Here is a 19277-nt window from a genome sequence, read left to right as displayed (position 1 = left end):
AGCCGGTCACTCGCCGGTGAACACCGGCTTCTCCTTCGCGAGGAACGCAGCCACCGCCGCCTTGTGGTCGGCACTGGCACCGGTGAGCGCCATGTACTCGCCCTCCCGCTCGAGGGACTCGCCCAGGCCGTGGCCGGCGGCGAACGCGACGGCCTGACGGATCGAGCCGTACGCCAGCGTGGGGCCCTTGGCCAGGGTGGTCGCCAGCTCCAGCACGGCGGCGTCGAGGTCGGCCGCGGCGACGACCCGGGTGACCAGGCCGAGGGAGAGGCACTCGTCGGCGGGGACCGTGCGCGGCAGCAGGAGCAGCTCCTTGGCGCGGGCCGGGCCGACGAGCCGCTGGAGGCTCCAGGACGAACCCGAGTCGCAGGACAGTGCGATCCCGGCGAACGCCAGGTTGAAGCCTGCCGTGTCCACCATCACCCGGAAGTCCGCCGCCATCGCGAAGGCGGCGCCGGCACCTGCCGCGACCCCGTTGACCGCGGCCACGACCGGCTTGTTCATCGTCGTCAGCAGCTCGACGATCGGGTTGTAGTGCTTGGGGACGGTCTCCCACAGGGACGGGTCGTCCGACTGCTGGAGCCGGATGTGCTCCTTGAGGTCCTGGCCGACGCAGAAGGCGCGACCGCTGCCGGTGAGCACGACGCACCGGACCGTGGGGTCGGCGGCCACCTCCGTCAGGGCCGCGAGCAGGGCCTCCTTCGTGGGGGTGTCGAGGGAGTTCATCGCCTCCGGCCGGTTGAGCCTGACGGTGGCGACCGCACCCTCGCGTTCGACGACGACGGGCAGGTGAGGGGGCTGCGGCGCTGCAGGACTCTGGGTCATGCCGGACATCATGCCCTGCGGCCACCGGGTCGCCCGGGGCTGCACCCCGGACCGGATTTCGCCTGTGAGCAGGTTCACGGGATAATGGAGCAAATCTGGCACGCACGGGCGGAACTCAAGCACTGGCGTGGACCCGCGTGCCCAGCAGCAAACCACGCCATACGGAAGGGACACACCCATGGCGGCAATGAAGCCGAGGACTGGCGACGGCCCGCTCGAGGTGACCAAGGAAGGTCGCGGCATCGTGCTGCGCATGCCTCTCGAGGGTGGTGGGCGCCTCGTCGTCGAGATGACCCCCGACGAGGTCCGTGCACTGGGCGAGGCCATCGACAACTGCGAGGGCCTCAAGTAGTCCTGCCTCCACAGCTTTCGAGGACCCCCTCCGGCGCCTGCCGGAGGGGGTCCTCGCCTGTGCGGGGCCGCACGGCTCGACCGGTCCACCGAGGGCCACGGGTATGCCGCCGACTCCGGTCGGGTGGGTAGGGTCGGGCCGTGCCTGCTCCAGAACTGCTCGACCCCCCGTCCAGCTCGTGGTCGGTCCGGCCCGACGCGCTCGCCGACGTCCTCGCCGACCTCGACCCGACCGACCTGCTCCTTGCCGTCCCGGTCCACCGGGGCGGCCTGCGCGCGGACTCGGACGCGGCCGGGTGGCTGCCGGTGGTCGGTCTCGACGCCACGGACGTGCAGGCGGCCCACGAGCCCTCCGGCGAACCCGGCGCCGTCACCCGGCTGCCGCTGGTGCCCGGGGAGCGCGCCGCCCGCACGGTGCTGCTGGTCGGGCTGGGCGACGCGGGTCCGGCGGACCTGCGCAGCGCCGGCGCCGCCCTCGGTCGGGCCGGACGCGGCCGGGCCCACCTCGTGGTCGCCGTCACGGGCCTCGACGCGCAGGCCCAGGCAGCTCTCGTGGAGGGCATCGCCCTGGGTGGGTACACCTCGCCGCGCTGGCGCGGTCCCGACGCCACGCCCTCGAGCGCACCGGTGGCAGGGGTGACGCTGGTCGGGACCTTCGACGAGGTGGCCTGCCGACGTGCGGTGACCCGGGCCCGGGCCACGATGGTGGCCCGGAACCTCGCGGTCGTCCCCTCCAACACCAAGAACCCGGCGTGGATGGCCGCCCAGGCGCGCACCATCGGGCGTCGGGCCGGGTTGGACGTCAAGGTCTGGACCGAGCGCGACCTCAGGTCCGAGGGCTTCGGTGGGCTCCTCGCGGTCGGGGGCGGATCGGCCACGCCGCCGCGCCTGGTGCAGCTGTCACACGAACCCGCCGGCGCCACCTCGAGCACCCCGCACGTCGTCCTCGTCGGCAAGGGGATCACCTTCGACACCGGTGGCCTCGACATCAAGCCCGCCGAGGGCATGCTGGCCATGAAGACGGACATGTCGGGCTCGGCCATCGTGCTCGCCGTCGTGGCGGCCTGCGCCGCGCTCGACCTCCCGGTACGGGTCACGGGACTGCTCGCGCTCGCCGAGAACGCGGTGAGCGGCAGCGCCTACCGGCCCTCCGACGTCATCACGATGTACGGCGGTCGCACCGTCGAGATCGGCAACACCGACGCCGAGGGCCGCATCGTCATGGCCGACGCCCTGGCCTACGCGGACGCCCACCTCGCGCCGGACGTCCTGCTCGACATCGCCACCCTCACCGGGGCCGCGAGGGTGGCCCTCGGCCGCAGCATGGCACCGGTGTACGCCACCGACGACGCCCTGAGCGACGCCCTGGTGGCGGCCGGCCGGGCCAGCGGCGAGCTGCTGTGGCCGTTCCCCCTGGTGGAGGACTACCGGTTCGCCCTCGACAGCGTCGTGGCCGACGTCAACCACATCGCGGGCACTCCTGTCGGCGCCGGCTCGATCACGGCAGCATTGTTCCTGCGCGAGTTCGTGGGCGAGCGACGCTGGGCGCACCTCGACATCGCCGGGGTGGGTCGTTCCGACGTCGACCGCGGACTCCTCACCAAGGGTGGGACGGGCTTCGGTGCCCGCCTGCTGCTCACCTGGCTGGAGGAGATGGCATGAACGCGGGATACGGGTTGTCGGTGCGCTGGTCGCTCGAGGACGCACCGAAGGACGTCGCGACGTCGTTGCGCGACTACGTGGTCGGCACGTCGATGGCGAAGTTCATGTTCCTCGACGGGCTGGCGTTCAAGACCTGGCGGATGGTCGAGGGGGAGTGGTTCGAGGGCACGTACGTCTTCGACCAGCAGGTCTACCGCGACGACTTCCTCAAGGAGTTCGCCGAGACCGCCGCGGAGTCCGCGGGCAGCGCGATCATCGGCTCGGCGCCGATCCTCATGGAGCCGTTCGAGGTCGTGGCCATCGCCGAGGGACCCGAGCGCTTCCGCCGGGGCCCGGGACCCGGCACCGCCTGAGGGTCAGCGCTTGACGGCCGCGAGGACGCCGTCGCCCACGGGCAGCAGGGCCGGGACGAGGCGGTCGTCGTCGCGCAGCTTCTTGCCGAGGTCGCGCAGCACCGTCGTCTGGGCGTCCCGGGCAGCCGGGTCGGCCACCTTGTCGTGCCACAACATGTTGTCCAGGACCAGCACGCCACCGGAGCGCAGCAGCCGGATCGCGTGGTCGACGTACTCCGGGTACTCGGCCTTGTCCCCGTCGACGACCACCATGTCGTAGGCGCCGTCGGTCATGCGGGGGAGGACGTCCAGCGCCCGTCCCGTGATGACGCGGGTCCGCTGGTGGGCGACGCCCGCCTCGGCGTACGCCTTCTTGGCGACGCCCTGGTGCTCGGCCTCGACGTCGATCGTCGTGAGGATGCCGTCCTCCGGCATCCCCTGGAGCATCCACAGGCCCGAGGTGCCGGCGCCGGTGCCGATCTCCACCACGGAGCGCGCCTTGGCGGCTGCTGCCAGCAGGCGCAGCAGGACTCCGGCACCGTTGCCGACGGGGGTCGCGCCGAGCTCCTCGCCGCGGCGGCGGGCGTTCTCGATCACCTCGTTCTCCGTGACGAACTCCTCGGCGTAGGCCCAGCTGGCCGGCTTCTGTGCACTCATGCGGGAAACCCTACTGCCGCGAACACGCGCCGCCGGCCCCGCGGCATACAGGAAACGCTCAGGTTGTTGGGGAACCATGCAAGCCACTCGGTCGTCTGGACCGAATGCATGGTGTGAGCGCCGCAACGGCGCCCGACGGAGGTGAGGGACGTGACCGCGACCGACACGATCGGCCCGGCCCGACAGGATGTCCAGAGTGACGTCCAGGAGGCCCCCGCCTGGGTGCCCCCGACGTGGGAGGAGATCGTCGAGCAGCACTCGGCGCGCGTCTACCGCCTGGCCTACCGTCTCACCGGCAACCCGCACGACGCCGAGGACCTGACCCACGACGTGTTCATCCGCGTCTTCCGGTCGCTGCACAGCTACCAGCCCGGGACGTTCGAGGGCTGGCTGCACCGCATCACGACCAACGTCTTCCTCGACAAGATGCGGCGCAAGCAGCGCATCCGGTTCGACGCGCTGTCCGACGAGAGTGCGGCCCGCCTCCCCACCCGCGAGGCCGGCCCCGAGGCCGCGTACGACGCCACCCACTTCGACGACGACGTCCAGCGCGCCCTGGACGCCCTCTCACCCGACTTCCGTGCAGCGGTCGTGCTGTGCGACATCGAGGGGCTGTCGTACGAGGAGATCGCGACGACGCTGGGCGTCAAGCTGGGGACGGTGCGTTCGCGCATCCACCGCGGCCGGGCCCAGCTGCGTGAGGCCCTCGCCCACCGCGACCCGACCCTCGACCGCCCCGCGCTCGACATCGACCGCACCCCCGCCCCCGTCTCCCGTCGGCGTCTCCCGGTGATCCGCCGCGCGGTCCCGGGGTCGCGGTGAGCCGGCTGGGCCTGCCGGGCGCCCGGTGCCTGGGCGCTGACCTGACCGCGTACGCGGATCGGGCGATGGACGCCGCCACCCTGCTCAAGTGGGACCGGCACGTGGTGGCCTGCACCTGCTGCCGCGCCGCCGTCGACGACGAGCGGCGCGTGCTCGCGTCGTTGCGCTCGCCGTCGGCACCGGAGGTCTCGCGCGACCTTCGGGGGCTGCTCCTCGCGATGGCGAACGATCCCGTCCGCGCCGAAGACGCGTCCGCCGCCGGCGCGGACGTCCGCTCGGCGTGGTCGCTGCCCATGGTCCCGCCGGTCCCGACCGCTCCCGTCCCGGTGATGGACCGGGGTGCCCCGGCGATGCACCGGTCCGCACGTCGGGCCACGATGTTCGCCGGTCTCGCAGCCGGTGCCACGGCTGCCGCCGCGTGGAGCCTGGTGGTCACCGGTGGGAGCCTCACCTCTCCCGCGCCGACGCCCGTCACACCGGGCACGGTCCAGCGGGCCCGTCCGGCCACCCCGGGCTTCGCGACCGCGGCGTTCACCGTCCCGTCCCTCGGGACGAGGGTGACCGCGGCGCCGCCGCGCAGCACGCAGCCCACCTCGTCCACCCCCGACGTGGGCGCGGCGCGGCTGGGTTCGGCACAATCGACCCCATGAGCGACGAGCGTCCCCCGAGCAGCGACCAGCCCGGTCACGAGGCGGGCCAGCACGAGGGCCACGGCCAGACGCCGGAGACCGGGGCCGTCGCCACCCCCGACCCCACTCCTGAACCCGCGGACACCCCCGAACCGGCGCCGGAGCCGGTGTGGTCCGAGGCGACCCCAGCACACCCGGGCCGGCCTGTCCCCGACGGGGCCGGCGTTCACGAGCCCGCGTCACCGCGGGACGTCACGCCCGTGGAGCCCGCGTGGGACCCCTGGGCGCCGCCGCGCGACGACCAGCCGGTGGCCCAGCCCCAGCAGGGGTATGGCGCCGGTTCGGCTCCCGACCACACCCAGCCGGTCGACCTCTCGCACACCCAGGAGCTCTCCGGCTCCACGGCTTCGGCAGGGGACCCGGTCCAGACCCCGGCGCAGACTCCTGCCCAGGCTCCGGCGCGGGAGCAGGCCTGGGCGAGCGAGCCCACCGGCTGGCCGAGCCAGGCCGACCGTGAGCACGGGCCCGGGGACGCCTCCGCCGGTGCGGGCGCGCCCGCGCTCGGCGCGGCAACCCTGGGCGCGGCGGGGGCGCCTGCGCCTTCGGCCCAGGGCAGCGGCTGGGACCCGATCTCGGCCACGAGTGCCGATGCGGGGTACGGCGGCCATCAGGGCCACTGGGTCGGCGGTCAGCCGCTGGCCCCCAGTGCCCCGCACCAGAAGGGTCCGGGCTGGGGTGCCCTCGTCGGGGTCGCGGCCGTCGCCGCGCTCGTCGCAGCGACCCTCGGCGGGATGTTCGGTGGCTGGCTCGGTGCGACCGACCGGCTCGGCTTCGGCAACCTCGACCGCACCGGTACCTCGATCCCCACGGTCGGCGCCGGGGCGACCGCCCGGCCCGAGGGCAGCATCGCCAACATCGCGGCCAAGGCGCTGCCCAGCGTCGTGACGATCAAGGTCAAGGGCGCCGACGGTGCCGGGACCGGGTCGGGCTTCGTGCTCGACCGGGACGGCCACATCATCACCAACAACCACGTGGTCGCCAGTGCCGCCGCAGGCGGCACCATCGCGGTGGAGCTGTCCAACGGCACCGAGATCGAGGCGACCATCCTGGGGCGCGACAGCTCCTACGACCTCGCGGTCCTCAAGACCAGCCGGACCGACCTCGTTCCGCTCGTCATCGGGGCGTCCAAGGACGTCGTCGTCGGTGACCAGGTCATCGCCGTCGGCGCCCCCCTCGGCCTGGAGTCCAGCGTCACGTCGGGCATCGTCAGCGCCCTGAACCGGCCGGTCAGCCCCGGTGGTGACGGCGACCAGCAGTCCTTCATCAACGCGATCCAGACGGACGCCGCGATCAACCCCGGCAACAGCGGCGGTCCGCTGCTCGACATGCAGGGCCACGTCATCGGCATAAACTCCGCCATCGCCCGGATCCCCGGCGCCGCGGACGTGCAGTCCGGCAACATCGGTGTCGGGTTCTCGATCCCGAGCGACCAGGTGGCCAAGACCGCGGCCCAGCTGATCAAGACCGGCAAGGCCGAGCACCCCGTCATCGGGGTGATCCTGGACCGCCAGTACACCGGCAGCGGCGTGAAGATCCTGGCCTCCGGGTCCGGAGCCAGCGCCAACCCCGTCACGCCCGACGGTCCCGCCGGCAAGGCGGGTATCAAGCCCGGTGACGTCATCGTCGAGTTCGACGGACGGCCCGTGTCCGACCCCGACGACCTCGTCGTGGCGATCCGTGCCAAGAGCGTCGGGGACAAGGTGCCGATGAAGGTGCGCCGCGGGAGTGAGACGATCAGCGTCACGGTCACCCTGACCGGTACCTCGGGCAGCTAGGACGACATCACATGATGGACATCAACGGGTGGGAGTTCATCGCCCTGATCGTTCTCGCCGTGGTCATCCTCGGCCCCGAGCGGCTGCCCGAGTATGCCGCGAAGCTGGGCCAGTTCGTCCGCCAGGCGCGGTCGATGGCCGAGGGTGCCAAGGGTCAGCTGCGTGAGCAGATGGGCCCGGAGTTCGACGACATCAACTGGAAGCAGTACGACCCGCGGCAGTACGACCCGCGACGCATCGTGCGCGAGGCGCTGATGGAGCCGGACGCGGACGACGACCACGTCGGCTCCACGGCCCCCGACGTCGTGGCGCACGACCCGTCACGGGCCACGCCGTACGACGTCGACGCGACCTGAGGGACGTCAGCGACCGACGGGCGACAGGCCCAGCGAACGACCAGCGAGGCCGCGCGAGCGCGTGCCCAGGCCGCGCGCGATCCCGCGAAGCGCCACGGCGGCAGCCGAGTCGGGGTTGCGCAGGACGACCGGCACACCCTCGTCGGCACCCTCGCGCAGGTTGGTGTCGAGGGGGATCTGGCCCAGCAGGGGCACGTCCGCCCCGACGGCGCGGGTGAGCGAGTCGGCGACGCGCTGACCGCCACCGGAGCCGAAGATCTCCTGCCGCGAGCCGTCCGGCAGCTCGAGCCACGACATGTTCTCGATGACCCCGACGAGGCGCTGGTGCGTCTGGAGGGCGATCGAGCCCGCACGCTCGGCGACCTCGGCGGCTGCCTGCTGCGGGGTCGTGACGACGAGGATCTCGGCACCGGGGATGAGCTGGGCGACCGAGATGGCGATGTCGCCGGTGCCCGGCGGCAGGTCGAGCAGGAGGACGTCGAGGTCGCCCCAGAAGACGTCGCCGAGGAACTGCTGCAGGGCCCGGTGGAGCATCGGGCCGCGCCACACGACCGGCTGGTTGCCGGGCACGAACATGCCGATCGAGATGACCTTCACCTCGTGGCTGATGGGCGGCAGGATCATGTCGTCGACCTGCGTGGGGCGGTGCTCGACACCGAGCATGCGCGGCACCGAGAACCCGTAGACGTCTGCGTCGACGACCCCGACCCGCAACCCGCTCTGGGCCAGGGAGGCCGCGAGGTTGACGGTGACCGAGGACTTGCCGACGCCGCCCTTGCCGGAGGCCACGGCATACACACGGGTGAGGGAGCCGGGGCGGGCGAACGGGATCTCGCGCTCGGCGACGCCCCCGCGCAGCTGCTGTCGCAGGGCGGTGCGCTGCTCGTCGCTCATGACGCCGAGGGTGACGTCGACGGACGTCACGCCGGGCACCTTCGCCAGGGCGGCGGTGGTGTCCTTGGTCAGCGTGTCCTTCATCGGGCAGCCCGACACGGTCAGGAGGATGGTGACGGCGACCCGGCCGCTCTCGTCGACCGTGCAGCTCTCGACCATGCCGAGCTCGGTCACCGGCTTGCGGATCTCGGGGTCGATGACCGTCGCCAGCGCTTGGTGGAGGGCCTCGTCGGTCACAGGTGCTGCGGGGTGGGGCATGCCCCCATGCTAGGTCGAGGACCCGTCCCGCGAAGAACCGGTCGGGCCGCCGCGGCTGTCATCTCCCTCACGCCGGCGCGACTCGAACCCCCGCTCGTCGAGCTCCTCGAGCAGGCTGCGCAGCTCGGAACGCACGAAGTCGCGCGTCGCGGTGTCGCGCATGGCCAGGCGCAGGGCCGCCACCTCGCGGGTGAGGAACTCGGTGTCGGCGAGGTTGCGCTCGTCTCGCGCCCGGTCCTGCTCGAGGGCCACGCGGTCGCGGTCGGCCTGGCGGTTCTGCGCGAGGAGGATGAGCGGCGCGGCATACGAGGCCTGCAGGCTGAGCATGAGCGTGAGGAAGATGAAGGCGTAGGGGTCCCAGCGCAGGTCAACCGGGCCGAAGGCGTTCCAGCCGATCCACGCGATGACGAACAACGTCATGTAGATCAGGAAGCGCGGCGTCCCCATGAACCGGGCGAAGCGCTCGCTCCAGACGCCGAACGTCTCCTGGTTGACCGACGGCCGGGGCAGCAGCGTGCGACGGGTCTCGCGTGGCTGGTCCAGGCGGGCGGGGGCGCGGTTCTGGCGCTCAGCCACGGGTCACCTCGTGCCGCTCCTCGCGCCAGTCGTCGGGCAGGATGTGGTCGAGCACGTCGTCCACCGTGACCGCTCCGACGAGGCGGCCGTCCTCGTCGACCACGGGCACCCCGACGAGGTTGTACGTCGCGAGCATCCGGGTGACCTGGCCCAGGGGCGCCTCGGCCGTCAGGGGCTCGATCTCCTTGTCGAGGATGCTGCCGATGGAGCCGTGCGGGGGTTCGCGCAGCAGGCGCTGGATGTGGACCATGCCGAGGTACTTGCCCGACGGGGTCTCGTGCGGGGCGCGGCAGACGTAGATCGTTGCGGCGAGGGCGGGGGACAGCTCGACCCGGCGCACGACGGCCAGGGCCTCGGCGATGGACGCCTCCGGGCCGAGGATGACCGGCTCGGTGGTCATCATGCCGCCGGCGGACTCCTCGTCGTACGTGAGGAGGCGCCGCAGGTCGGCGGCCTCGTCGGGCTCCATGAGCTGCAGGAGCTCCTCCTGCTTCTCGGTGGTGAGGTTGTGCAGCAGGTCGGTCGCGTCGTCGGGCTCCATGGCCTCGAGGACGTCGGCGGCCCGCTCCACCGGGAGCGAGTCGAGGATCTCCACCTGGTCGTCCTCGGGCAGCTCCTCGAGGACGTCGGCCAGCTTGTCGTCGTCCATCGCCTCGGCGACCTCGGCCCGGCGCTTGGGCGACAGGTCGTGGATGACGTCGGCGAGGTCGGCGGACTTGAGGTCGTCGTAGGTCTCCAGCAGCAGGGCCGCGGACTGGCTGCTCGACGACTGGTGGATGCCGGTGACGTCCTCGACAGGAACCAGCACGGTCGCGCCGCGGCGTCGGCGGAACGGCCCGATCGCGGTCCGGCTGCTCCCGCCCTGGCGCACGAACACCTTCGAGATCGACCAGTCGCGGCTGCGCTCGCGCTCGATCGCGACGTCCTCGACGGTCGCGGAGTACGCGCCCTCCGGGTCGGCGACCGTGACCGGGCGCTCGAGGATCTCGGCCATGACGAGGACCTCGTTGGTGCGCTGCTCGAAGCGGCGCATGTTGACCAGGCCGGTCGTGATGACCTGTCCGCCGTCGACCGAGGTCACGCGGGTCATCGGCACGAAGACGCGACGTCGGCCGGGCACCTCGACGACGAGGCCGATGACGCGTGGTCGGCGCCGTGAAGCCCCGAAGGTCACGACGACGTCGCGCACCCGACCCACCTGGTCACCGAGCGGGTCGAACACGCTCAGGCTGGTCAGGCGGCCCACGAAGACACGCGACGGAGTGCTCACGCCGCAAGGCTATCCGGCTGGTCAGCCGCCGTCAGGGAGGTGGTTGCCGCGACGGCGCCGTGGCCGTCCGCGCCAGTGCCACGGACGCCACGTGGAGGTCGTCGCCTCGGACACCGGCACCGGTGCGGCGCCCGACCCGGTGTCGTAGCTGCCGGGTGCCTCGAGCGGTGCTCCGTAGGGGGTGAGCGCCCGGACCGTGCACTCCCGGGCCCAGCGCTCCAGCGCATCGGCGGCGGCGTTGAGCCGGCCCGCCTTGAGGGCGTCGGTCGCCACGGCCCAGCGCTCCTCGTCGGGCCGGATCTCGCGCACGCTCGCGGACACGGTGAGGAGCCGTCCGCCGGTGTCCTTGCTGCGGGCCACGAGCGTGACCTCCTCCGGCAGCCACGGCAACGTCTGCTCGCCCGGACCGGAGACGACGTAGACCGTGTCCTCGGCCCAGGCGTGCCAGAAGGGCCAGGCCCGGTCGCCGGGGGGTTGCACCCACATCAGGCCTGACTTGGAGGCTGCCTCGGCGAACAGCGCCGTCACGTTCAGCGGCGGGCTCGCTGGTGCCGTCCCGGGCTGGTCGGGAGCGGTCTCGGTCACACGTGAACTCTGTCATAACCCCCGCGTGACTGTCGCTGCTAGCGTCGCCGCGTGCGCAGCCCCAAGGACTACTTCGCCCCCCTTGCCGTGGGTGCCCCGGCCCCCCTGACGCAGGTGCCCTCGAGGCCCTCCCGGGTCATCCACTTCTTCGACCCGAGCAACGAGAAGATGGCCGCCAAGGTGCCGGCGATGGTCGGCACGGTCGACGTCCTGCTCGGCAACCTCGAGGACGCCGTGAAGGCCGACCGCAAGGTCGCCGCCCGCGAGGGCCTGGTCGCGATCGCGAAGGCGACCGACTTCGGCGACTCCACCCAGCTGTGGACCCGCGTCAACAGCCTCGACAGCCCCTGGGTGCTGGACGACCTGACGACGCTGGTCACCGAGATCGGCGACAAGCTCGACGTCATCATGGTGCCGAAGGTCCAGGGCCGGGAGGACATCCACTACGTCGACCGCCTCCTCGCCCAGCTCGAGGCCAGGGCCGGGCTGACCCGCCCGATCCTGGTGCACGCCATCCTGGAGACCGCCCGCGGCGTCGCGAACGTCGAGGAGATCGCCGGCGCCAGCCCGCGCATGCAGGGGATGTCGCTCGGACCGGCCGATCTCGCGGCCGACCGCCGGATGAAGACGACCCGCGTCGGTGGTGGGCACCCCGGGTACCTCGTCCGCCAGGATCCTCCCGAGGGCGTCGACGACGCCGTGCACGCCGCGCGCGCCACCTACCAGCAGGACCTGTGGCACTACACGATCGCGCGCATGGTCGACGCCTGCGCGATGCACGGGATCTTCCCCTACTACGGTCCCTTCGGTGACATCGCCGACGTCGTCGCGTGCGAGGACCAGTTCCGCAACGCGTTCCTGCTCGGCTGCGTCGGCACGTGGTCGCTGCACCCGGTGCAGGTCGAGATCGCCAAGCGGGTGTTCAGTCCGTCGCCCGAGGACGTGGCCCACGCCCGGCGCGTGGTGGACGCCATGGGTGACGGCACCGGTGCGGTGATGCTCGACGGGAAGATGGAGGACGACGCGAGCCTCAAGCAGTGCCAGGTGGTGCTCGAGCTCGCCGAGCGGCTCGCCAGGACCGATCCCGCACTCGCGCAGGCGTATGCCGTGAAGTCGCCTTCTCTCGAGGGCGAGGGTTCCTGATGGGTGACCTCGGACCGGGTGCAGGCGACGAGGGTGCGCAGGCGGCATACCGGCCTCGTCGTTCGGTCCTCTACATGCCCGCGTCCAACGAGCGGGCCCTGGAGAAGGCCAAGACGCTTCCCGTGGACGCGCTGATCCTCGACCTCGAGGATGCGGTGGCCCCCGACGCGAAGGTCCAGGCACGCGAGAACGCTTGTGCTGCAGCACGATCCGGTGAGTACGGGCCGCGCGAGGTGACCATCCGCATCAACGGCAGCGGGACGCAGTGGCACGACGAGGATCTCGCGGCGGCGTGCGCGGCAGGCCCCGACGCGGTCGTCGTCCCCAAGGTCGAGTCGGCGCAGGAGGTGCGCGAACTCGTTGCCGCGATGGAGGCAGCCGGGGCCCCGGCACGCACCTCCCTGTGGGCGATGGTGGAGACGCCCGCCGCGATGCTGCACTGCGAGGAGATCGCGGTCGCCTCCGAGCGGCTGACCGTCCTCGTGATGGGGACCAACGACCTCGCCAAGGAGCTGCAGGCCGAGCACGTGCCCGGGCGGCAGCCGCTGCTCACGGGGCTCGGGCTGTGCCTGCTCGCAGCCCGCGCGACGGGCACGGTCATCCTCGACGGCGTCTACAACGACGTCCGTGACGCAGAGGGCTTCGCTGCGGAGTGCCTGCAGGCCAGGCAGCTGGGGTTCGACGGGAAGACGCTGGTGCACCCCGGACAGGTCGAGCCCTGCAACGCGGTGTTCGCGCCGAGCCCCGAAGCCGTGGAGGAGGCCAAGGGCATCCTGCGCGCATGGGAGGACGGGGCCGGAGCAGGGGTCGTGACCTACGGCGGCAGGATGATCGAGAGCCTCCACGTCGACACCGCCCGCCGGGTGCTGACGGTGCACGAAGCGGTCTCGGGGTCCACCTCGACAAGTTGAGAAATCAACTCGAATCGGCAGGCAACCTTTGGCCCCCGCTCCGCGTCTAGGTGAGTGCGGTCGCCCTCGGGGGGAGGGCGACCGCGCCATGTCCGGGGCCGGTGGGCCAGGTCTCGAGTCGGCAACGACACGCATCCGGGACAACCGGTTTGCGTGCTGGTGCGTCACCCTGTGTGAGGTTCCGCAGGTACGGCCTCACCGCGCAGCGACGAGAGGGACACCATGACCCACCACCGACTCGACCCACGCCGTTCGACGACGGTCCTGGCCACGGGCCTGATGGTTGCCGCCACGGCCCTCAGCGGGTGCGGCATGGTGTCGGTCGGGAGCGCGAGCGCCTCGTCGAGCGGACCGGTCGCCGGAGCGGCACCGTCCTCCTCGGACCAGCCGTCCGCCGACACCCCCTCCGCGGACACCCCGAGCGCCGACCCCACGACCAGCGAGCCCACCGAGGCGACGCCGGCCGTCCCCAGCGACACGGCAACGGCCACGCCGACGACGAAGCCGACCACGAAGCCGGCTCCGGCGCCGACCACGCCGAAGCCGACCACCAAGCCCGCCCCCACTCCGACCGCGCCGAAGCCACAGCCGGTCCCGACGGAGGGCGACACCCTCCACGTCGGCGACTCGGGGCCGTACGTGAAGTCGGTGCAGCAGCGACTCTCATCGCTCGGCTACTGGAACGGCACCGCGGACGGCGAGTTCGGCCTGCTGACGTCGCAGGCCGTGATGGCCTTGCAGAAGGCCGCCGGCCTGGGCCGTGACGGTGTGTACGGGCCCTCGACCCGGAAGGCCCTCCAGGCGGGGACCCGCCCGCAGTCGCGCATCGGTGGCACCGGCATCGAGATCGACAAGGCCCGACAGCTGCTGCTCGTGGTCCGCGGTGGGCGCGTCACGACGATCCTCAACACCAGCACCGGGAGCGGCGAGACGTACACCTCGAGGGGCAGCCAGCACGTCGCGAACACCCCGGCCGGGACGTTCAGCACCTTCCGCTCCGTCGACCACCTCGACAAGGGCCCGCTCGGCGACCTCTGGCGCCCCCGGTACTTCAACGGTGGCATCGCCGTCCACGGGGCGGCGTCGATCCCCGGATACCCGGCGTCGCACGGCTGCGCCCGCGTGAGCAACCCGGCGATGAACATGATCTGGGCCGACAACCTGATGCCGATCGGTAGCCGCGTCGTCGTCTACTGACGCGGATCGCTCAGAGCTGCTTGGCGATCCACTCGAGCTGGCCCCGGGCGTGCTCGCGCCAGTAGGTGTTCGTGTGGCCTCCGGCGTAGACGGTCAGGGTCGCTGACGGGAGTACCTTCGCGAAGGCACGGTTCGCCGCCACGAAGGGGTCGCGGTCCCCGCAGTCGAGCCGGACGGGGAGGCCCGCGAGGACGTCGGCCCGGTCGAACACGTCGTGCGCGACGAAGTCCTCCCGGTCGTCGAACGCACCCGAGGCGCTCGCGCCCGGGCCGGTCCAGAGGGCCGCACTCTCGGCGACCACGGCGCCCACGCCCTCACGACCGAGCTGTGACGCCAGCAACAGGGCCCCGTAGCCGCCCATCGACCACCCGAGGAGGGCCACCGGGCCGCCGTACCCGCCCTCGTTGCGGGCGAGCGGCAGGAAGTCGTCGACGACCATGGCCCCCGTGTCCACGCCGCTGCGGCGCCGGTGCCAGTAGGAGTCGCCGCCGTCGACCGAGGCGATGGTGAGCCCGGTCGCCGCCACGTGCTCGTCGAGGTGCAGCGAGTCGAACGCCGAGCGCGCGCTGCCGCTCTTGCCGTGCAGGACGACGACGAGCGGGCTGGCGCCGCGCCCGGAGTCGGGGAGGGCCATCTCCCACCGGATGTCGTGGTCCGGCCAGTGACGGCTGCGCAGGGTCCCGGACCGGCGCCGGGGGCCGCTGGCGCCGCACCCCGCGAGGCCGAGAGCTGCTCCGGCTGCGCCGAGGAGCACCCCGCGCCGGCTCACCGTGGACATGCCGCGAGCCTAGCCGCGCCCCGCTGGGCGCTCGGTCGCCGCGCCTCACCACCGGGCGGTCGAGGCGGCGACGAGGTCACCGAGGAGCTCGCCCTCGTCGACCGCCAGGCCCCGGGTGGTGAACCAGCGGCACATGTTCGTGACGTCGCGCTCCAGGAACTCGAACCCGCGCGGGTTGCCGATGATGTCGACGATCTGGGGCCAGTCGATGACGACGAGGCGGTCGTGGTGGAGCAGGACGTTGTACGGCGAGAGGTCGCCGTGGGTCCAGCCCCGCTCCGCCAGGACGACCATGACCGAACGCAGCTGCTCGAAGAGCTCGGGCAGCAGGGCCGCCTCCGGTCGCGCCTGGGCCAGCCGCGGTGCGGCCACTCCGTCGGCGCCGATGAACTCCATGAGCATCTCGCGATCGCTGAGCTGCACGGGGTAGGGAACGGGGATCCCCATCTCCCACAACGTTCCCAGGGCCTCGAACTCCGCGATGGCCCACTGCCCGGAGAGCAGCTCCCTGCCGAACTCGGTGCGTCGTGCCATGGCTCGCATCTCGCGGCTGCGACGGACCCGGCGTCCCTCCTGGTAGCCGGCGTCGCGGTGGAACATCCGGTGCTCGCCGGTGCGGTAGCGCTTGGCGGCGAGGAAGCTGTCGACCGCCGGCTCGGTCGTGCCGTCGGGGATCCAGCGACGGACGATGTGGACGTCCGCCTCCTTGCCCGTCTTGAGGACGCCGAGGTCGGTCTCGACGGCGCCGAGCGCGGTGATGACCCAGTCGGGTCGGGGTTTCGGACCGTGCGTGGCACCGTCCCAGCTCGACCAGCGCTCGCCCTCGGGCGGGTCGTCGGGAAGGCTGTCGAACGAGAAGAGGTCAGCCCCTGGAAGGGCCGCGGACTCCTTGAACTGCATGGGTGAACTCCAAGGGAAGAGGGGAGAGGGCACAGGTGGTGCCCGGGACCGTCGTGGACATCTCGACCCTCCGTCTCTTCCGTTGTGGAGCTCGGGCGCGGGCTCGGCTGCCCAGCGCTTCCGGTGAGAGCGTGACAGACCGGTATGCCGCCCCGCCACCGATTTACCGACGCTGCACCTCCCCGCGGGTGGGGAGGCTCACACGGGCTGAACCTGTGCCGGGACCGAGCCGCTCGGCATACTCGCGGGAGGTTCCCTTTCCCGCGAACGCAAGGTGGCGATCCCCGGATGTCCCGACTCCAGCAGACCGACGGACTGAGCGACGAGCAGGTCGAGCTGGTCAAGCTCGTCAAGGAGTTCGTCGACGAGCAGATCATCCCGGTAGCGCAGGAGCTCGAGCACGCCGACGAGTACCCGACGCAGATCGTCGAGGGCATGAAGGAGATGGGGATCTTCGGGTTGATGATCCCCGAGGAGTACGGCGGCCTCGGCGAGTCCCTGCTGACCTATGCGCTCGTGGTGGAGGAGATCGCCCGGGGCTGGATGTCCGTGAGCGGCATCATCAACACGCACTTCATCGTCGCCTACATGCTGCTGCAGCACGGCACCGAGGAGCAGAAGCAGCGGTACCTGCCGCGGATGGCGACCGGTGAGGTGCGAGGGGCGTTCTCGATGAGCGAGCCGGGTCTGGGGTCGGACGTCTCGGCGATCAAGTCCAAGGCCGTCAAGGGCGGCGGCGAGGGCAACGCGACCGAGTGGACCCTGACCGGCCAGAAGATGTGGCTCACGAACGGCGGCAGCGCGAATCTCGTTGCGGTGCTGGTGAAGTCGGACCTCGGCGCCGACTCGGTCTACAAGAACATGACGACCTTCCTCGTCGAGAAGGAGCCCGGCTTCGGCGAGACCGCGCAGGGCGTCACCATCCCCGGGAAGATCGAGAAGATGGGCTACAAGGGTGTCGACACCACCGAGCTCGTCCTCGACGGGCACCGCACCACGTCGGCCCAGATCCTCGGTGGCGAGCCGGGCAAGGGCTTCTACCAGATGATGGACGGCGTCGAGGTGGGCCGCGTCAACGTCGCGGCCCGCGCCTGCGGCGTCTCGATGCGGGCCTTCGAGCTCGGGATCGCCTACTCCCAGCAGCGCGAGACGTTCGGCAAGAAGATCGCCGAGCACCAGGGCATCCTCTTCCGCCTTGCCGACATGGCCACCAAGGTCGAGGCCAGCCACCAGATGATGGTGAAGGCCGCCCGGCTCAAGGACGCCGGCAAGCGCAACGACCTCGAGGCAGGGATGGCCAAGTACCTCGCCTCCGAGAACTGCGCGGACGTGGTCGAGCAGTCGTTCCGCATCCACGGTGGCTACGGGTACTCGAAGGAGTACGAGATCGAGCGGCTGTACCGCGAGGCCCCGATGCTCCTCATCGGCGAGGGCACCGCCGAGATCCAGAAGATGATCATCGGTCGGCGCCTGCTCGAGGACTTCGCGCTCAAGACGTAGCAGCGGACCCGGGAGCGGGCTCAGTACCTCGGTGCTGCCGGCAACCCGAAGTAGTCCTCGATGGTGTGGAACCCACCGGCCTTGTAGTCGCGTGACGTCGCGGCGCCGAGGTAGCGGAAGTGCCACGGCTCGGGGCTGTAGCCCGTGGTCGGGGTGCGCCCGCTCTCGTAGCGCAGGACGAATCCGAACCGGGGGGCGTTGGCCGCGAGCCAGCGGCCCTGCGGGGTGTTGCCGATGCAGCGGTAGTCGTTGCAGCTGGGGTCACCCACGGGTGACAGGTCCATGCCGAGTCCGGTCTGGTGCTCGCTGTAGCCGGGCCGGGCGACCACCTTGTCGGCGGCGGCCACGCCCCGCAGTGCGACCTCGGCGTTGTAGACCTGCACCTGGTACGAGTAGGAGCGGTAGCCGCTGAGGAGCGCGATGCGACCGGCGCCCTCGGCTCTGGCGGCGTCGATCATCGTCTTGAGCGCGGCGGCGGCGTCCCTGCGGAGCTTGTGGCCGTTGATCGTCGCGACGTCGGGCTGGACGAGGCCGCTGGGTGCATAGCTCTTCGGGCTGAGGCGTCGCTGCTTGTTGGCGACCACCCACAGGCTGTCCGCGGCCGTCAGGCTCCGACAGGCTCCGAGCGTCCCGACGTACCCGCGGATCGCTCCCGGACCGCCGACGAGGCGAACCCTCGAGATGACCGTGCGACTCAGCTCTGTGCGCACGGAACCGTTGGCGCAGTAGGCGTAGGAGAGGTACAGGGGTCGCTTGGACCGCCCCGCGAGCACCCCGACGGCGAGGGCGTCGGCGAAGCCGTTCCCCGCGGCCACGTAGGCGTCCCCCCGGGAGAGGGACGGGAACGCGCGGCTGTTGACGGCGATCGTGGTGGTGTACCGGTCGGCGCCGGCGGAGCGGGTCACCGCCGAGGAGCCGACGAGGGACCGCAGACCCGACTCGATGCCGCTGGAGACCACCCCGGTGCCGCCCGCGATCCGCACCGTCGTCACACCGAGGTCCTTGAGCAGCTGGCTCGTCGCAGCGGGCAGTGTGCGCGAACGACCGTCGACGAGGACGACGGGACCGCCTGCGGCGGAGGCCGCGGGGCCGGCGGAGAGGGCGTCGGCATACCCCTGGCCGGTGGCGACCCAGGCGGTGCGGGCGCCGGACGGGAAGCCCTCCCGCGCGACCGCCGCGGAGGTGGTGTAGCGATCGGCCCCCGAGATCCGGCTCACGGGGAGGCCGAGGGCGCTGACGTCCCGCATCGCCTTGGCGGAGACCGCCCCGGCGCCGCCGACGACCACGACACGGTCGGGGGCCAGGCGACGCAGCTCGGTCGCCGTCGATGCGGTGAGTCGGTCGGGCTGGGTGAGGAGCAGGCCGCCGCCGCGGGCCACCGCGGTCGGGCCGGCAGCCAGGGCGTCCGCGTAGTCGGCCCCGGAAGCGAGGTACACGGTGGTCAGGCCCGCGGGGTTCGCGCTCGGGAAGGCAGCCCGGGAGGCGGCGACGGCGGTGGCGTAGCGGTCGGCGCCCGCTAGGCGGTCCGTGGTCGGGGCGGCGGCAGCGGTGACGGGAGACGGCACCGGGTCGGCGTCGGGACCGACGTCCCGGGTGGTGGCCTTGCCGGCGCGGGCGTCGGGATCGGCCCTGGGTGCCGCGTGCGCCGTTGCCGGGACGGCGAGGAGGGCGATCGCGGCACAGGCCGAGACCGCCCTGGCGCGACGGAGAGTGCTGGCCGGGGACACCACTCCAGAGTGACACCTTCCCCGAACGGGCGCGAGGGTGGTGTCCCCGTCACGGCTGAACAGGGGAGG

Annotated in this window: 20 protein-coding genes; 11 read left to right on the top strand and 9 right to left on the bottom strand. The window is 72.0% G+C overall.

Features of this window, described 5'->3' with window-relative positions; genetic code table 11:
* Nucleotides 1-6: 6 nt before the first annotated feature.
* Nucleotides 7-825, bottom strand: coding sequence for an enoyl-CoA hydratase/isomerase family protein (locus ASD62_RS07235; protein WP_369818759.1), 819 nt, complete (start codon nucleotides 823-825; stop codon nucleotides 7-9).
* Between the two features lie 178 nt (nucleotides 826-1003).
* Between ASD62_RS07235 and ASD62_RS19695 the strand changes: the two genes are divergently transcribed.
* The 3 genes from ASD62_RS19695 to ASD62_RS07225 all read left to right on the top strand — a co-directional run bounded on the left by ASD62_RS19695 (nucleotide 1004) and on the right by ASD62_RS07225 (nucleotide 3191).
* Nucleotides 1004-1177: a DUF3117 domain-containing protein gene (locus ASD62_RS19695; RefSeq protein WP_082552876.1), complete on the top strand. Its 174-nt coding sequence runs from the start codon at nucleotides 1004-1006 to the stop codon at nucleotides 1175-1177.
* A 140-nt stretch (nucleotides 1178-1317) separates the two neighbouring features.
* On the top strand, nucleotides 1318-2838 hold the full coding sequence (locus ASD62_RS07230; RefSeq protein WP_056915381.1) for a M17 family metallopeptidase: 1521 nt from the start codon (nucleotides 1318-1320) through the stop codon (nucleotides 2836-2838).
* On the top strand, nucleotides 2835-3191 hold the full coding sequence (locus ASD62_RS07225) for a hypothetical protein (RefSeq protein ID WP_056915380.1): 357 nt from the start codon (nucleotides 2835-2837) through the stop codon (nucleotides 3189-3191). Before ASD62_RS07230 ends, ASD62_RS07225 begins: the two co-directional genes overlap by 4 nt.
* A 3-nt stretch (nucleotides 3192-3194) precedes the next feature.
* Here the strand turns inward: ASD62_RS07225 and ASD62_RS07220 are convergent, their stop codons facing one another.
* Nucleotides 3195-3827 (bottom strand): O-methyltransferase, encoded by a 633-nt coding sequence (locus ASD62_RS07220; protein ID WP_056915379.1) that lies wholly within the window; start codon nucleotides 3825-3827, stop codon nucleotides 3195-3197.
* A gap of 168 nt (nucleotides 3828-3995) precedes the next feature.
* Here ASD62_RS07220 and sigE point away from each other — a divergent pair, with 168 nt between their 5' ends.
* From sigE to ASD62_RS07200, 4 genes are all read left to right on the top strand, one after another.
* Nucleotides 3996-4649, top strand: a complete 654-nt coding sequence (gene sigE, locus ASD62_RS07215) for an RNA polymerase sigma factor SigE (protein WP_200956927.1) — start codon at nucleotides 3996-3998, stop codon at nucleotides 4647-4649.
* A gap of 65 nt (nucleotides 4650-4714) precedes the next feature.
* On the top strand, nucleotides 4715-5299 hold the full coding sequence (locus ASD62_RS07210; RefSeq protein ID WP_056915377.1) for a hypothetical protein: 585 nt from the start codon (nucleotides 4715-4717) through the stop codon (nucleotides 5297-5299).
* A complete protein-coding gene (locus tag ASD62_RS20625) occupies nucleotides 5296-7113 on the top strand; it encodes a S1C family serine protease (protein ID WP_056915376.1) in 1818 nt (605 codons plus the stop codon). Before ASD62_RS07210 ends, ASD62_RS20625 begins: the two co-directional genes overlap by 4 nt.
* A gap of 11 nt (nucleotides 7114-7124) precedes the next feature.
* Nucleotides 7125-7469: a twin-arginine translocase TatA/TatE family subunit gene (locus ASD62_RS07200; protein ID WP_056915375.1), complete on the top strand. Its 345-nt coding sequence runs from the start codon at nucleotides 7125-7127 to the stop codon at nucleotides 7467-7469.
* A gap of 6 nt (nucleotides 7470-7475) precedes the next feature.
* Here the strand turns inward: ASD62_RS07200 and ASD62_RS07195 are convergent, their stop codons facing one another.
* Genes ASD62_RS07195 through ASD62_RS07180 form a run of 4 tightly spaced genes read right to left on the bottom strand, consistent with a single transcriptional unit; the run spans nucleotide 7476 to nucleotide 11052 of the window.
* Nucleotides 7476-8621, bottom strand: coding sequence for an Mrp/NBP35 family ATP-binding protein (locus ASD62_RS07195; protein ID WP_056915374.1), 1146 nt, complete (start codon nucleotides 8619-8621; stop codon nucleotides 7476-7478).
* A 9-nt stretch (nucleotides 8622-8630) separates the two neighbouring features.
* Nucleotides 8631-9197 carry a DUF1003 domain-containing protein gene (locus ASD62_RS07190; protein ID WP_082552874.1) on the bottom strand — a complete coding sequence of 189 codons (567 nt, stop codon included), beginning with the start codon at nucleotides 9195-9197 and terminating at the stop codon, nucleotides 8631-8633.
* Complete coding sequence (locus ASD62_RS07185; protein WP_056915373.1) at nucleotides 9190-10467, bottom strand: magnesium transporter MgtE N-terminal domain-containing protein; 1278 nt, start codon at nucleotides 10465-10467, stop codon at nucleotides 9190-9192. Before ASD62_RS07185 ends, ASD62_RS07190 begins: the two co-directional genes overlap by 8 nt.
* A 21-nt stretch (nucleotides 10468-10488) precedes the next feature.
* Nucleotides 10489-11052 (bottom strand): hypothetical protein, encoded by a 564-nt coding sequence (locus ASD62_RS07180; RefSeq protein WP_235530657.1) that lies wholly within the window; start codon nucleotides 11050-11052, stop codon nucleotides 10489-10491.
* A 51-nt stretch (nucleotides 11053-11103) separates the two neighbouring features.
* Here ASD62_RS07180 and ASD62_RS07175 point away from each other — a divergent pair, with 51 nt between their 5' ends.
* The 3 genes from ASD62_RS07175 to ASD62_RS19685 all read left to right on the top strand — a co-directional run bounded on the left by ASD62_RS07175 (nucleotide 11104) and on the right by ASD62_RS19685 (nucleotide 14303).
* Nucleotides 11104-12195 carry a CoA ester lyase gene (locus ASD62_RS07175; protein ID WP_056915372.1) on the top strand — a complete coding sequence of 364 codons (1092 nt, stop codon included), beginning with the start codon at nucleotides 11104-11106 and terminating at the stop codon, nucleotides 12193-12195.
* A complete protein-coding gene (locus ASD62_RS07170; RefSeq protein ID WP_056915371.1) occupies nucleotides 12195-13106 on the top strand; it encodes a CoA ester lyase in 912 nt (303 codons plus the stop codon). Before ASD62_RS07175 ends, ASD62_RS07170 begins: the two co-directional genes overlap by 1 nt.
* A gap of 222 nt (nucleotides 13107-13328) precedes the next feature.
* Nucleotides 13329-14303, top strand: coding sequence for a L,D-transpeptidase family protein (locus tag ASD62_RS19685; protein WP_235530656.1), 975 nt, complete (start codon nucleotides 13329-13331; stop codon nucleotides 14301-14303).
* 10 nt (nucleotides 14304-14313) lie between these two features.
* Here the strand turns inward: ASD62_RS19685 and ASD62_RS07160 are convergent, their stop codons facing one another.
* Together ASD62_RS07160 and ASD62_RS07155 are read right to left on the bottom strand one after the other, a co-directional pair.
* Nucleotides 14314-15081: an alpha/beta hydrolase family protein gene (locus tag ASD62_RS07160; RefSeq protein ID WP_056915370.1), complete on the bottom strand. Its 768-nt coding sequence runs from the start codon at nucleotides 15079-15081 to the stop codon at nucleotides 14314-14316.
* Nucleotides 15082-15126: 45 nt separating this feature from the next.
* Nucleotides 15127-15981 (bottom strand): serine protein kinase RIO, encoded by an 855-nt coding sequence (locus tag ASD62_RS07155; RefSeq protein ID WP_056915369.1) that lies wholly within the window; start codon nucleotides 15979-15981, stop codon nucleotides 15127-15129.
* A gap of 288 nt (nucleotides 15982-16269) precedes the next feature.
* On the opposite strand from ASD62_RS07155, the gene ASD62_RS07150 reads away from it, so the two are divergent.
* Nucleotides 16270-17481 (top strand): acyl-CoA dehydrogenase family protein, encoded by a 1212-nt coding sequence (locus ASD62_RS07150; RefSeq protein WP_056915368.1) that lies wholly within the window; start codon nucleotides 16270-16272, stop codon nucleotides 17479-17481.
* Between the two features lie 20 nt (nucleotides 17482-17501).
* On the opposite strand, the gene ASD62_RS07145 is transcribed toward ASD62_RS07150, so the two are convergent.
* Nucleotides 17502-19208 carry a cell wall-binding repeat-containing protein gene (locus ASD62_RS07145; protein ID WP_157581392.1) on the bottom strand — a complete coding sequence of 569 codons (1707 nt, stop codon included), beginning with the start codon at nucleotides 19206-19208 and terminating at the stop codon, nucleotides 17502-17504.
* Nucleotides 19209-19277 lie beyond the last annotated feature (69 nt).

This window comes from Phycicoccus sp. Root563 (genome assembly GCF_001427915.1).
GTDB lineage: Bacteria > Actinomycetota > Actinomycetes > Actinomycetales > Dermatophilaceae > Pedococcus.
The sequence above is the reverse complement of the archived record's forward strand: the minus strand, read 5'-3'. Positions and strand labels throughout refer to the sequence as shown.